Source organism: Streptomyces sp. NPDC055254 (assembly GCF_053606025.1).
The window spans coordinates 103,614-117,503 of the sequence record NZ_JBSGQV010000008.1 but is presented as its reverse complement, the minus strand read 5'-3'; the positions used below and the strand labels follow the sequence as shown (position 1 = coordinate 117,503).

General features: G+C 73.8%; 10 protein-coding genes. 4 read left to right on the top strand and 6 right to left on the bottom strand.

Annotated features, from left to right (window positions below):
• Positions 1-22: 22 nt before the first annotated feature.
• From ACWFQ8_RS11415 to rsmH, 3 genes are all read right to left on the bottom strand, one after another.
• The gene (locus ACWFQ8_RS11415; protein ID WP_453785955.1) at positions 23-2,032 is read right to left on the bottom strand and encodes a peptidoglycan D,D-transpeptidase FtsI family protein; all 2,010 of its coding nucleotides are present in this window, start codon (positions 2,030-2,032) and stop codon (positions 23-25) included.
• 156 nt (positions 2,033-2,188) lie between these two features.
• The gene (locus ACWFQ8_RS11410; RefSeq protein ID WP_453785954.1) at positions 2,189-2,836 is read right to left on the bottom strand and encodes a hypothetical protein; all 648 of its coding nucleotides are present in this window, start codon (positions 2,834-2,836) and stop codon (positions 2,189-2,191) included.
• Positions 2,833-3,792 (bottom strand): 16S rRNA (cytosine(1402)-N(4))-methyltransferase RsmH, encoded by a 960-nt coding sequence (gene rsmH, locus ACWFQ8_RS11405; RefSeq protein WP_453785953.1) that lies wholly within the window; start codon positions 3,790-3,792, stop codon positions 2,833-2,835. The genes ACWFQ8_RS11410 and rsmH overlap by 4 nt, the downstream gene beginning before the upstream one ends.
• Before the next feature lie 433 nt (positions 3,793-4,225).
• Here rsmH and ACWFQ8_RS11400 point away from each other — a divergent pair, with 433 nt between their 5' ends.
• The 4 genes from ACWFQ8_RS11400 to ACWFQ8_RS11385 all read left to right on the top strand — a co-directional run bounded on the left by ACWFQ8_RS11400 (position 4,226) and on the right by ACWFQ8_RS11385 (position 9,747).
• Positions 4,226-4,777 carry a beta-class carbonic anhydrase gene (locus tag ACWFQ8_RS11400; RefSeq protein WP_453785952.1) on the top strand — a complete coding sequence of 184 codons (552 nt, stop codon included), beginning with the start codon at positions 4,226-4,228 and terminating at the stop codon, positions 4,775-4,777.
• 136 nt (positions 4,778-4,913) lie between these two features.
• Positions 4,914-5,924, top strand: a complete 1,011-nt coding sequence (locus tag ACWFQ8_RS11395; RefSeq protein WP_453785951.1) for an AAA family ATPase — start codon at positions 4,914-4,916, stop codon at positions 5,922-5,924.
• Positions 5,924-7,309, top strand: coding sequence for a DUF58 domain-containing protein (locus ACWFQ8_RS11390; RefSeq protein ID WP_453785950.1), 1,386 nt, complete (start codon positions 5,924-5,926; stop codon positions 7,307-7,309). Before ACWFQ8_RS11395 ends, ACWFQ8_RS11390 begins: the two co-directional genes overlap by 1 nt.
• Positions 7,306-9,747, top strand: a complete 2,442-nt coding sequence (locus ACWFQ8_RS11385) for a transglutaminaseTgpA domain-containing protein (protein ID WP_453785949.1) — start codon at positions 7,306-7,308, stop codon at positions 9,745-9,747. The genes ACWFQ8_RS11390 and ACWFQ8_RS11385 overlap by 4 nt, the downstream gene beginning before the upstream one ends.
• A gap of 389 nt (positions 9,748-10,136) precedes the next feature.
• Here the strand turns inward: ACWFQ8_RS11385 and ACWFQ8_RS11380 are convergent, their stop codons facing one another.
• Genes ACWFQ8_RS11380 through ACWFQ8_RS11370 form a run of 3 tightly spaced genes read right to left on the bottom strand, consistent with a single transcriptional unit; the run spans position 10,137 to position 13,810 of the window.
• Positions 10,137-10,763, bottom strand: a complete 627-nt coding sequence (locus tag ACWFQ8_RS11380) for a TetR/AcrR family transcriptional regulator (protein ID WP_453785948.1) — start codon at positions 10,761-10,763, stop codon at positions 10,137-10,139.
• A 37-nt stretch (positions 10,764-10,800) separates the two neighbouring features.
• Entirely contained in the window at positions 10,801-12,888 is a 2,088-nt protein-coding gene (locus tag ACWFQ8_RS11375) for a YhgE/Pip family protein (RefSeq protein WP_453785947.1), read from the bottom strand.
• Entirely contained in the window at positions 12,860-13,810 is a 951-nt protein-coding gene (locus ACWFQ8_RS11370; protein WP_453785946.1) for an ATP-binding cassette domain-containing protein, read from the bottom strand. The genes ACWFQ8_RS11375 and ACWFQ8_RS11370 overlap by 29 nt, the downstream gene beginning before the upstream one ends.
• Positions 13,811-13,890: the final 80 nt, after the last annotated feature.

The following is a 13,890-nucleotide window of genomic DNA, read 5'->3' as shown; positions in this document are numbered from 1 at the left end:
GGCGGGCCGGTCGGGCGGGGGGTCACTGACCGGGCTGCGGGCTGGGCTGCGGGGCGGGCTGCGGGCCGGGTTCGAAGGTGACCGGAAGCCCGGCGGGGGCGGTTCCGGTGGGGGCGACCTGAAGTGTCTTGAGGGCGAACTCCATGACCTTCTTGTAGATCGGGCCGCAGATCTGCCCGCCGAAGTAACTGCCCTTCGTCGGGTTCTGGATGGCGCAGTAGACGGTGATGCGGGGGTTGTCGGCGGGCGCGAACCCGGCGAAGGATGCGGTGTAGCCCTTGTAGCGGCCGGTGGCCGGATCCACCCGGTTGGACGTGCCGGTCTTGCCGCCGACCCGGTAGCCGGGGATGCGGGCCTTGGTGCCCGTGCCCTCCTGGTCGTCGACCACGGATTCGAGCATCTCCGCGAGGGTCTTGGCCGTTTCGGGGCTGACCACGCGGGTCTGCTCCGGGGCCGGGGCCGGGGTGAAGCGGCCGTCGGGTCCCTTGCTGCCGCGGACCAGGGTCGGCTCGATCCGGACCCCGCCGTTGGCGATGGTCGAGTACACGGAGGCCGCCTGCATGGCGTTGAGGGACATGCCCTGGCCGAAGGGGATCGTGTACTGCTGAGAGGTCGACCAGTCCTGGGGTTCGGCGAGGAGGCCGCGGGATTCGCCCGGGTAGTCGAGGCCGGTGGGCTGCCCCATGCCGAACTTGGTCAGGTAGGAGTGCAGCACCTTGTTGGCCTCGGGCTGGGTGGGTCCGAGCTGGCCGGTGGCCAGGATGGTGCCGATGTTGGAGGACTTGGCGAGCACCCCGTTGAGGGTCAGGTACCAGGTCGGGTGGTCGACGTCGTCCTTGAACAGCCGGTCGCCGCGGTGCAGCCGGTTGGGTACCTCGACCCGGGTGTCGGGGGTGGCCTTCTTCTCCTCCAGCACGGCGGCCATGGACATCACCTTGGCGGTGGAGCCGGGCTCGTAGACGTCCTGGAGGGCGGCGTTGCCCATGGCGGCCGAGCGGGCCCGGGTGAGGTCGTTGGGGTCGAAGCCCGGCGCGTTGGCCATCGCCAGCACCTCGCCGGTGCGGGTGTCCTGGACGATCACGTAGCCCCGGTCGGCCTCGGACTTCTGGACCTGCTCTGCGATGGCGCTCTGGGCCGCCCACTGGATGTCGCGGTCGATGGTCAGCTCGATGTCCTCGCCGGGCACGGCGGGCTTCCCGCTGGATCCGGCCGTGGGGACCCGGCGGCCGCCGGACTGGGCGTAGGTGACCTCGCCGTCCTTGCCGGACAGCTTCTTGTCGAGGGAGGACTCCAGCCCGCCGCCGCCCTTGCCATCGGCATTGACGTAGCCCAGTATCCCGGCGGCCAGGTCGCCGCCCGGGTACACGCGCTTGCTGCTGTCGGCGTTGAACACGCCGGCGAGGACGTTGGCGCCGGGGCCGTTGTTCTTCTTGTCGGCCGCCGCCTTGTCCGCGAAGACCCGCTTGAGGTCCTTGATCTGGTTCCAGACCTGGGGGGTCTGGCGGTGGGCGAGGACGACGTAGCGGGTGTTCTTCGTCCGCAGGCGCTCGGTGAGCTCCTTGGCGTCCTTGCCGAGGATGGGCGCGAGGAGGGCTGCGGCCTGCTCGGGGGCGTCGGGTGCCTTGCTGTCCTGCGGGGTGAACATCTTCGGGTCGGCGGTGATGTCGTACGCGTCGACGCTCGTGGCGAGGGCGACGCCCTTGCGGTCGGTGATCTCCCCGCGCTCGGCGGCCAGTTTCACGCTGGTGTAGCGGTTCTTGGAGGCCTCGGCGGAGAACGCCTTGGCGTCGACGGCCTGGACCTGGAGCAGCCGGACCACGAAGGCGAGCATGACGAGGGTCAGGCCGAAGCCGACGAGCCGCAGCCGGGGTCGGGGGCTGCCGAGCCGGATGGTGTGCGTGCGCCGGGCCGGGGCCGGGCGGCGGGTCGCGGGGCGGGACGCCGGCCGGGCGGTGCCCGCGGCCCGGGCGCGCTCGCCGGGCCGGGGCCGGCCGGGGCCGGGCACCCGCTTGCGCGGCTCCTGCGGGCTCACCGGGCCACCGCCGCGCGGTGGGCTCCGCCCCGCACCGGCGCGGGTCCGGGCCTGGCCCGCTCACGGTCACGGGAGGGGCCGGGGGCGGGGTGGGGGAAGGGCTCCCCAGGGCTGCGCCCCGGCACCGCGGAACCGTCTGCCGTCAGGGTCACGACGTCACCTGCCTGGGTTGGGGGTGGGCTGCTGCGCCGGCGAGGACGCGGGTGGGGAGGCCGCGCCCCCCGGCGGGGCCTGGCCCGGCGGGACGGCGGCGGACGGCGCGGCCGCGGGGGCGGCGGGCTGTACGGCGTCGGACGGCTGCGCGCCCGTGGACGGCTGCGCGGCGGCGGACGGCGGCGGGGACGGCGGCGGCGGGGGCTCGGCCACCGACGCGGAGCCGGCCACCTTGCCGTCCGGGCCGATGAAGACCGGGCTGCCGCCGGGGACGAGGCCCAGTTCGTGCGCCCGCCGCTGGAGCGCGTCGGGGGCCGAGTAGGCGTCCACATCGCGCTGCAGCGCCTGCTCCTCGTCCGTGAGGGCGGTGGTCTCCTTCTTCAGCTCGCTCAGCTTGAAGGAGCCCTCGTTCAACGCCGAGTTCAGCAGCAGGAGGCTGATCAGGCCGCCACCGAGCAGGGCCACCACCAGCAGGACGAACGGCATCCGCGCCGCCTGCCCGGCCGAGGCGCGGCCGCTGCCGCCGCCGCCCGATCCCGCGGGGCGGCCCGGGCGGCCGCCGATCGCCCGGCCGAGGCGGGCCGCCCGCCCGCGCGTCAGGGTGGCGACCTTTCCGGCCCGGCCCGCACCGCCGCCCGCCGCCGGGGTCACAGCCGCGCCTCCCGGATGCGTTCGACGCCGCGGAACCGGGCCGGGGCGGCCCTGCGGTTCTCGGCGATCTCCTCCTCGGTGGGCAGCTCCGCGCCGCGCGTCAGCAGCTTGAGCTTCGGCTGGTACTTCTCCGGGACCACGGGCAGGCCGGGCGGGGCCGTGGAGGTCGCGCCCGCCGCGAAGACCTGCTTGACCAGCCGGTCCTCCAGCGAGTGGTACGAGAGCACGGCGATCCGGCCGCCGACCGCGATCCGGTCGACCGCCGCCGGAATGGCCCGCTCCAGCCCGGACAGCTCGCCGTTGACCTCGATGCGCAGCGCCTGGAAGGTCCGCTTGGCCGGGTTGCCCCCGGTCCGCTTGGCCGCCTGCGGCAGGGCGTCGCGGATCAGCTCCACCAGCCGGGCGCTGTTGCTGAAGGGTTCCTTCTCCCGCTCTTTGACGACCGCGGACACGATCCGCTTGGCCTGCTTCTCCTCGCCGTACTGGCGCAGGATCCGCACCAGCTCGCCCGGCGCGTAGGTGTTCAGGACCTCGGCGGCGCTGATGCCCGTCGTCTGGTCCATCCGCATGTCCAGCGGCGCGTCCTGGGCGTACGCGAACCCGCGCTCGGCCTCGTCGAGCTGCATGGAGGAGACGCCGAGGTCGAAGAGGACGCCCTGGACGGCGGGGATGCGCAGCCCGTCCAGTACCTCGGCCAGGTCGGCGTAGATGGCGTGGACCAAGGTGGCCCGGTCACCGAACGGAGCAAGCCGCTCGCCGGAGAGCCGCAGGGCCTCCTTGTCGCGGTCGAGGCCGATCAGGCGCACCTCGGGGAACCGGGTCAGCAGGGCCTCGCTGTGGCCGCCGAGGCCGAGGGTGCAGTCGACGACGACGGCCCCGGGCCTCTCCAGCGCCGGGGCCAACAGGTCCAGGCACCGCTGGAGCATCACCGGGACATGTCGGGACTCGCTAGTCAAAGCGCCCTCTCAGATAACGGCGCGGCAGGCGTACGCACCGCCGGGTCCCCGCCCTCACCGGCTGAGCCGTGAGGCGCCCCGGGAAGGGGACCTGACCGCCGGCGCCGGGGAAGCCGGCGCCGGCCGGCCGGTGAGCGGAAGGGGCCGGGCCGTACGTACGCGCCGCGCACGCGGAGTGTTCGTCGGGGGCCGGGCGGCCGGTCAGGGCCGGGCTCCGGCCGGTTCGCGTCACTTTAGTGCAACGGTCGCCGGGGTCAACGAACCGCCTCGCGCGCCGTGCGCCCTCCTCGCCCCGAACCCGCGAATGCCGCGAATCACCCGCTCGGTCGCCTCCGCCTCACCCCTGTGGGTTAGCTCACAACCGCACTGGTTGGCCTTCTTTGTCCCCCCTCACCCGCTGCCTCCCCCGGCGGTGACCATTACCGTCGTACCCATGACGACTTCCGCATCCCTGCCTGCCGAGTCCGCACCAGAGGCATCCGGCGGCGGCTCCGTCACCGATCGTCTGGTCTCGGCGAACCGCGTCTACGCGTCGAAGTTCAGCGATCCCGGCATGGACGCCCGTCCCGTCCTGCGCGTGGCCGTGGTGGCCTGCATGGACGCCCGCCTCGACCTGCACGCCGCCCTGGGCCTGGAGCTCGGCGACTGTCACACGATCCGCAACGCCGGCGGCGTGGTCACGGACGACACCATCCGCTCCCTCACCATCAGCCAGCGGGCCCTCGGCACGCGCTCGGTGATACTCATCCACCACACCGGCTGCGGTCTCGAAAGCCTGACCGAGGACTTCCGGCACGAGCTGGAGGACGAGGTCGGCCAGCGTCCCGCCTGGGCCGTCGAGGCCTTCCGGGACGTGGACCAGGACGTCCGCCAGTCGATGCAGCGGGTCCGCACCAACCCCTTCCTGCCCCACACGGACGATGTGCGAGGCTTCGTCTTCGACGTGCACACCGGACTCCTGCGGGAGATCGATCCCAGCTCCTGAGTGACACGGGACCGTAACGCCGTCAAGAATGCGGGGAGACGCCCCCCGGGACCCCCGGGGCCGGTGTCCGTGTTGTGGGGTGGGCCGGTCATGCGCCAAGGGCGGTCGGCCCTGGGAAAGGGCCGAGGAGAACCAGGTGACCACGTATGACGACCGAGCGAGCCTCGCGGATCTGACCAGCACGGCGGAGCGGGTCCGGCACTCGGTCGAGAGCGTGATCGAGGGCAAGCCCGAGGTCGTCCGCCTCGCGCTGACCGTGCTGCTCGCCGAGGGGCACCTGCTGATCGAGGACGTCCCCGGCGTCGGCAAGACCATGCTCGCCAAAACGCTCGCCAAGTCCATCGACTGCTCGGTGCAGCGGATCCAGTTCACCCCGGACCTGCTCCCCTCCGACATCACCGGCGTCAGCATCTACGACCAGCAGCGCCGCGAGTTCGAGTTCAAGCCGGGCGCGATCTTCGCGCAGATCGTCATCGGCGACGAGATCAACCGCGCCTCGCCCAAGACCCAGTCCGCGCTGCTGGAGTCGATGGAGGAGCGCCAGGTCACCATCGACGGCACCACCTACACGCTGCCGAGCCCCTTCATGGTCGTCGCCACCCAGAACCCGGTGGAGATGGAGGGCACCTACCCGCTCCCCGAGGCCCAGCGCGACCGCTTCATGGCGCGCGTCTCCGTCGGGTACCCCAGCCCCGAGGCCGAGCTCCAGATGCTCGACGTGCACGGCGGGCTCTCCCCGCTGGACGACCTCACGGCCGTCGCGCACGCCAGCGACATCGTCAAGCTCATCGAGGCCGTCCGCGAGGTGTACGTGGCCGATCCCGTCCGGCGCTACGTCGTCGACCTGGTCTCCGCCACCCGCACCCACCCGGACCTGCGCCTGGGTGCCTCGCCCCGCGCCACCCTGCACCTGCTGCGCGCCGTGAAGGCCTCCGCCGCGCTCGCCGGCCGGGACTACGTCCTGCCCGACGACGTCCAGGCGCTGGCCGGACTGGTCCTCGCGCACCGGCTGCTGCCCACCGCGCAGGCGCAGCTGGCCCGGCGCACCGCCGAGCAGGTCGTCGGCGACATCCTCCAGCGCACCCCCGTACCGGCAGCGCACGCGCGCGGCGAGATGCCGCCCGGCGCGGGCATCCGGGGCTTCTGATGAGCGCCGGTGCCCCGCGCGGCGCCGGCGGCCCGGCGGACGGCGGCCACGAGGGGGGCGGGCTGCGCGCGTCGCTGTCCGGCCTGACCACCCGCGGCCGCTCCTTCCTCGCCGCCGGGATCGCCGCCGCGGCGTGCGCGTACGTACTGGGCCAGGGCGAACTGCTGCGGGTCGGCCTGCTGCTCGCCCTGCTGCCGCTGATCTGCGTCTGCGCCCTGCACCGCACCCGGCACCGGGTCGCCGGGAGCCGCCGGCTGACCCCCGACCGGGTACCCGCGGGCGGCGAGGCCCGGGTGCAGCTGCGGATGTCCAACACCTCCCGGCTGCCCACCGGCCTGCTGATGCTCCAGGACCGGGTGCCCTACGTGCTGGGCCCCCGGCCGCGCTTCGTACTGGACCGGGTCGAACCCGGCGGCCGCCGCGAGGTGTCCTACCGGGTCCGCTCCGACCTGCGCGGCCGCTACCCGCTGGGACCTCTCCAGCTGCGGCTGACCGACCCGTTCGGGCTGGTCGAGCTGACCCGTTCGTTCAGCACCTACGACACCCTCACGGTCGTCCCGCGCACCGAGCCCCTGCCGCCGGTGCGCCTGGCCGCCGAGGCCTCCGGGTACGGCGACGGCAGCCGCCGCTCGCTGGCCCTGGCCGGCGACGACGACGTGATCCCGCGCGGCTACCGGCGCGGCGACGACCTGCGCCGGGTGCACTGGCGCTCCACCGCGCGGTACGGCGAGCTGATGGTGCGCCGCGAGGAGCAGCCGCAGCGCAGCAAGGCCACCGTCCTGCTCGACACGCGGCGACTCGCCTTCGAGGGCGCGGGCCCCGACTCCGCCTTCGAGTGGGCCGTGTCCGGGGCCGCGTCCACCCTGCTGCACCTGCTGGAACAGGGCTTCTCGGTACGGCTGCTCACGGACACCGGCGACGCGGTCCCCGGCTCCGGCGGCGGTTTCGAGGGCCGTGGCTTCTCCGCCGGCGGGCAGGACTCCGCCGCCGCGGCCGGGCAGATGATGGACACCCTCGCGGTGATCGGGCACTCCGACGGCGCCGGGCTCTCACGGGCCTACGACGCGGTGCGCGGCGGTGGTTTCGCCGGGGCCGGCGGCGAGGGGCTCCTCATCGCCTTCTTCGGCGACCTGGACGACGTACAGACCGAGCTGGCGGCGCGGATGCGCCAGCGCACCGGGGGCGCGGTGGCCTTCGTACTGGACTCGGCGGCCTGGAGCGGGCAGCCCGCACAGGCACCGAACTCGCTGGAGGAGCGGCTGCGCCGGCTGCGCGACGCGGGCTGGACGGCCCTGGCCGCGCCGCCCGGGGCCGCCTTCGGCGAGGTGTGGCGCCAGGTCGGGACGGGTGCGCTCGGCGCGGGTACCTCCGGAGGGCGGGCATGAGCGGGCGGGCGAAACTGACGCTGTTCGCGGCACTGGCGACCCTGCTCACCGCGTGGTCGCTGACGCCGCTGGTGGAATCGGCGGCCTGGCTGCTCCAGGCGGCGCTGCTGCTGGCCGTGCAGAGCGCGGTCGGCGCCGGCGGGCGGCGGGTGCCGTTGGCGCGGCCGCTGACCGTGTCCGCGCAGGTGCTGGTGTCGCTGCTCGTTCTCGCGGTGCTCTTCGGCGGCAAGGCCGGCGTCGGCGGGACCGGGCTGCTCGACTACCTGATCACGGACTTCGGGGCGCTGTACCAGCAGGGCGTGCAGGACGTGAGCGAGTTCGCGACCCCGGCGCCGCTGACGGACGGCATCCGGCTGCTGCTGGTGTCCGGCGTGCTGCTGATCGGCCTGCTCGTGGACGTGCTGGCGGTGACGGCGAGGACGGCCGCCGCGGCCGGGCTGCCGCTGCTCGCGCTGTACTCGGTGGCCGCGGGCCTGTCGGGCGGCGGCGAAGCCTCCTGGTTCTCCTTCCTGCTGGCGGGCGCCGGCTACCTGTTGCTGCTGCTGTCCGAGGGCCGGGACCGGCTCGCGCAGTGGGGACGGGTCTTCGGCGCCGCCCCGCGCGAGGGCGTCTCGGCCGCCTCCGGCCTCGGCGGGGGCGCGGGCGTACGACCGACGGCCCCGGTGCGGACCGGGCGGCGGATCGGCGCGGTGGCCCTGGGACTGGCGCTGGCGGTGCCGGCCGTGCTGCCCTCCCTGAGCGGCGGGCTGCTGGGCGCCCAGGGCGACAGCGACGGGGGCGGCGACGGGCAGGGAGGGACGATCTCGGCGGTCAACCCGCTGGTCTCGCTGCAGAGCAGCCTGAACACGCAGGACAACCGGGTGGTGCTGAAGTACCGGACGAACAGCCCGCAGCAGAGCGAGCAGTACCTGCGCATCCTGGCCCTGGACGAGTTCAACGGCGTCAAGTGGGAGGCCTCCGGGCGGGCCCTGACCGATGTGCCGGAGCGGCTCCCGAACCCGCCCGGGCTCGGCAACCCCGTACGGCTGTCCTCGACCGAGGTGACGACGAGCGTCTCGGCCGCGGACGGCTACTCCCAGCGCTACCTGCCCATGCCGTACCCGGCCACCTCGGTGCAGATCGCGGGCAAGTGGCGCTACGAGCCGGCCGGCCGGACCCTGGTCGGGGACCAGTTGGGCCGGGACAGGTTCCAGAACGCCCAGGGCGCCATGTACACGGTGACCAGCCTGCTGCTCAGGCCGACGGCGCAGCAGCTCGCGAGCGCCCCGGAGCCGGACCAGGAGGTCCGCACGGAGTACACGAAGCTGCCCGACAACCTGCCGCCGGTGGTCGGCGAGACGGCCCGCCAGGTGACGCAGGGGTCGAAGGACGACTACACGCGGGCGGTGAAGCTCCAGGACTACTTCGCCGTGAACGGCGGCTTCCGCTACAACACGAAGACGGCCTCGGGCACGGGCCCGCAGGCGGTCGCCCGCTTCCTGGCCGACAAGGAGGGCTTCTGCGTCCACTTCGCGTTCTCGATGGCGTCGATGTCCCGCTCACTGGGCATCCCGGCGCGGGTGGCGGTGGGCTTCACCCCCGGTGAGAAGCAGTCGGACGGCAGTGTGAACGTCTCGATGCGGGACGCGCACGCCTGGCCGGAGCTGTACTTCGAGGGCGTGGGCTGGACCCGTTTCGAGCCGACGCCCCGGTCGGGTCTGAACGTGCCGGAGTACGCGCGTCCGCAGGCTCCCGCGGTCCGGCCGTCCGTGCCCGCGCCGCTCCCCTCGCAGAGCACGGCGCAGCCCTCGGCGGCTCCCACGCAGGCCGAGGACTGCCCGCCGGAGCTCAAGAAGCTGGGCGAGTGCGGCGGCCCGGTACTGAAGGAGGACGCCTCGGGCGCCGCCGGCGGGCCGTCGCTCCTGACGGTCCTCGGCTGGGCCGGGGCCGTGGTGGCGGTGCTGGGGATTCCCCTGCTGCCGGCGCTGTGGCGCGGCCGGCTCCGGGCCCGCCGCCTGGCGGGCGGGCGGGTCCCGGAGGCCTGGCGGGAGCTGGGCGACGCCGCGTGGGACGCCGGAGTGCTCCCGGACGACGCCTTGTCGCCGCGCCGGGCGGCCGGCCGTGTCGTGGTCCTGGGCCGGCTGGAGCCGGACGCGGCGGCCGCGGTGCACCGGGTCGCGAGCGCGGTGGAACGGGACCTGTACGCGCCGCCCGGCACCGGGAGCCCGTACCCGGAACTGGCCGACGACGTGCTGTTGGCCCGCGCGGGGCTGCTGGCGGGGCTGGGCCGCGTCGCGCGGCTGCGCGCCCTGCTGCTGCCGCGCTCGGCGGTGCGGGTCTCCTGGGCGGTGTCGGCCCGGTGGGCCGCCCTGTCGGCGGCGGTCTCGGCCCGGCTGGCCCCCGCCCGGGTCGCCGCCGCGCGCCTGCGGACGCGGCTGCCGCTGCGGGGCCGCGGCTGAGGCCGCGGCCGGTCCCCCGCGGGCCCGACGACGCGAAAACGCCGGTGCGGCGAGGCTCGATCCCCCCGAGCCCCGCCGCACCGGCGTCTTGCGTCACCGGATCCCCCGACCGGTGCCTCGGTCACCGGATCCCCCGACCGGTGCCTCGGTCACCGGGTCCCCCGTTCCCCCGCCCGGTCACGGCAGGAGACACCCGGTCCGCTCCGCGGCCCCGTGTCCGCGGTGCGGACCGGGTCTCCCGTCCGTTGCTCCCAGTCTGGCGTCCGCGCAGGTGGGAACCATCCGCGCACCTACTCATCTCCGCCTCTAGGTACGGATACTCAGCCGGCGCGGCTGCCCCACCAGTTGTACGGGCCGCCACCGCCGAACGGCACCGCCGACCGGGGCAATCAGCGGTTTCCGCTGACCCGGCCCCGCAGCAGCAGCGACAGCGCGGAGTGCACGTCGTCGAGGGACCGCTCGCTCTGGAAGGACTGCCAGTCCAGGGCGGCCACGAGCACCATGCCGACCATCGCGGCCGCGGTCAGCGGGACGTCGATCTCCGCGCTGAGCTCGCCGCGCTCGACGCCCTCCCGCAGCACCTTCTCCACGACGGCCACCGCCTCCTGCCGGACGACCATGAGCGTGGACTGCCACGCCCGGTTGGTCCGCCACAGCTCGGCGACGTACAGCTGGGTGAAGGCCGGGTACTTGTCGATGAAGACGAGCCCCGCCCGGATCATCGCGTCGAGCGCCTCGACCCGGCTGCCGCCACGGGCCTCCGTCGCCTCCGCCGAGGCCCGCAGGGAGACCGTCAGCAGCCCCACGCCGTGCCGCAGGAGCTCCTCGAAGAGCTCGTTCTTGCTCGCGAAGTTGTAGTAGACGGTGCCCTTGGCGACGCCGGCCCGCTCCGCGATCTCGTCGACCGTGGTCGCGGAGAAGCCCTTTTCGGCGATGAGGGTGACGGCCGCCTCGTAGAGCTTCTGGCGGGTCGCCTGCCGTCGGGCGCCGCCGGTACCGGTGCTGCTGCGTTCCATGGCGCTGATTCTCACAGTCTTTGAAGAGGCCCGGCTCTTACAGGCTCAGTTCCGGGTGCAGCCGGTCCAACGTCCACACCTGCTTGCCGCGGGCGGCGAGCGCGGTGAGGGCGAGGGCGCCCGCGGTGAAGGCCAGCAGGACCGCGCCGCCCTGCCAGACGGGGGTGAGGTCGCCGCCGGTGATGAGCCGGCGCAGGCTCTCCACCACGTAGGACATCGGCAGGTACGGGTGGACGGCGTTGAAGAAGTCGGGACTGGTCTGTACGGGGTACGTGCCGCCCGCGGAGGTCAGCTGGAGCATCAGCACGGCGAGCACCAGGATCCGGCCGGCGGCGCCGAACTTGGCGTTGAGCCACTGGACGATCGCCGCGAAGCAGCCGGTGACCAGAACCAGGAAACCGACGGTGAGGGCCGGGCGGGCCATCTCCAGGCCGAGGCCCCAGTGCAGTACGGCCATCAGCAGCCCCACCTGCGCGGCGCCGAGGCCCGCCACCGGCAGCCAGCCGGCGAGGGCGATCCGCCAGGGCGAGGCACCGGCGGCCAGGGCCCGCCGGTTCATCGGGGCGATCAGCATGTAGGCGACCATCGCGCCGACCCACAGGGAGAGCGGGATGAAGTACGGGGCGAAGCCGGTGCCGTAGTTGGGCGCCTTGTGCAGGGACTGGTTGGCGAGGCGCACCGGGTCGGCCATGACCTCGGTACGTGAGTCGCGCTGCTGCGCGTCGTAGTCCGGGATCTTGCCCGCGCCCTCGTGCAGGCCGCCGGCGAGCTCGCCGCTGCCGTCGACGAGCTTGTACATGCCGCCGTCGAGGCGGTGCGCGCCGTCGCCGAGCTTGCCGACACCCGCGTTGATCCCGGCGGAGCCGCTGGAGGCGGAGCCGAGCCCCTTGTGGAGCTGGGCCATCCCGGTGGCGACCTGGTGGGCGCCGGTGTTGAGGGCGTTGACCTTGGTGACGGCGGCGTCGAGGTCGGCGGTGAGGGCGGGGGCCCGGTCGACGACGTCGCGGGCCTGCTTCTCCAGGTCGCCGAGCTGCTTCTTGAGGGTGGTGAGGTCTCCGTTCGCGCCCTTGACCAGGGTGCTGACGTCGCCGGTGAGCTCGGCGGCCTCGGCCGCGTCGTCCTTGACCCGCTTCAGGTCGGGGCAGGAGGCCAGGTGCGGCTCGACGCCGGGGGTGACGCAGTGCCGGGTGTAGTACGCGTCCGCGCCGGTGGCGGCCCGCTTGGCGGCGGTGGCGGCGCCCGGGGCCTTCTGCGCGATCGTGTCGAAGTGGTTGTTGACGGTCTTGGCGGTGTCGGCGACCAGTTCGGCGGTGGCGGCGAGCTGCTTGGGGTCCTTGAGGAAGGGGCGGGCCTTGTCGGCGGCGCCGTTGACCTTGTCGGCGAGCTGCTGGGTGCCGTCGGCGATGTCGCGCGTGCCGGTCTTCAGCTTGCCGGCCGCCGTGTCGAGCTTCTGCAGCCCGCCGGTGAGCTCGCCGGTCTTCTCCTTGGCCGTGTCGAGGCCGTCGGCGAGGTCCTTGGCGCCCTGCTGGGCCTTGTCGGCGCCCTGCTTGAGGCGGTCGGCGCCGTCCGCGGCCTCGGCGGTCTTGTCGTGCAGGTCGGAGAAGTTGACGAAGATCTTGTCGAGGAAGCCCCGGGAGGCGTTGGTGGAGGCCGCGGAGCGGACCTCGGCGAAGACGGTCCGGGAGATCGAGCCGACGATGTAGTTGTTGGCGTCGTTGGTGCGGACCTGGAGGGCCCCGGTGGTCGGGTCCTCGCCGGAGCTGGAGGCGATCTTCTCGCTGAAGTCCGCGGGCATGGTGAGGGTCAGGTAGTACGCGCCCTCCTCCAGTCCCTTCGCCGCCTTCTCGGCGCTCACCTCGTGCCACTCGAAGGTCTTGCTGTCGTGCAGCTTCCGGGTGATCTCCCCGCCGGCGTCGATGCGCTCGCCGTCCACGGTGGTGCCGCGGTCGGCGTTGACGAGGGCGACGGGCACCCGGTCGAGCCTGCTGTACGGGTCCCAGAAGGACCAGAGGTACAGGGCTCCGTAGAGCAGCGGCAGGAGGAGCAGCGCGACGAGAGCGGCCCGGGGCAGTTTCCCCCGCCCGAACCGCTTCAGCTCAAGCGCGGCCAGCTTCGGCGAGCGCATCGTCCGCCCCCTTCGTGTCGTCGTCGGCGTCGTCGTTGTGGTCGGTGTCGTCGTTGTGGTCGGTGTCGTCGGTGGCGGCGGTCTCGCTGTCGCCGCTGTCGCCGCTGTCGCCGCTGTCGGCCTCGGCGTCGGTGGTCTCGGCGTCGGTGGTCTCGGCGTCGGAACTGGCGGTGTCGTCAGCCGTGTCGTCGTCGGCGTCATCGGCCGTGTCGTCGTCGGCCGGTTCGGCCGCGACCGTGCGCAGGACCGTCACGTCGTCCGGTGCCTCGCTGCACACCGCGAGGACGGTGATGCCCTTCGCGGCGATCGAGCGGAGCAGCGCCCAGGCCTCGGCGCGTTCGGCGTCGGAGAGCTTGAGGTCCAGGTCGTCGAGGGCGAGCAGCGAGGGCGAGCCCAGCAGCGCGATGGCCACGGACAGCCGTACGGCCTCCAGCCGTTCCAGGTCCCGCACGGAGGTGCGGCCACCCTTGGGCAGCGCGGCCAGGTCCAGCCCGGCGGCGGCCAGGGCGGCGTCGATCCGGGCCGAGGCGGCTGCGCGCCGCTCGGCGCGGGGGCGCAGCAGTGCCCGCAGCGGGGCCTCGTAGCGGCGCTGGAGCAGGGCTCCCTCGCGCAGCTGCTCGGCGACCGTGAGGGACTGGTCGAGCTCGTTGACCCCGGAGATCGGGCCGACGGCCGCGCTCCGGCGGACCGCCGCCATCTTGCGGGGCAGTCGGTGGGGCCCGATCTCGGCGTGCCCCTCGGTGGCCTTCATCCGACCGGTGAGGGCCAGGAGCAGGCAGGTGCGGCCGCTGCCGGAGGGGCCTTCGACCGCGATGAGCGAGCCGGGCGCCGCGTCGATGCCCACACCGCGGAACACCCAGCCGCGCGGTCCCTTGAGTCCGAAGTCCTCGGCTTTGACGGCCGCACCGTGCGGGCTGTCCACGCCGTCCCCCTTCTTTTGAACTGACCGGTCAGTTCAAAAACTAGCATCCGCACCGGCACCAGGTGCGCAGCGGGGGTGTC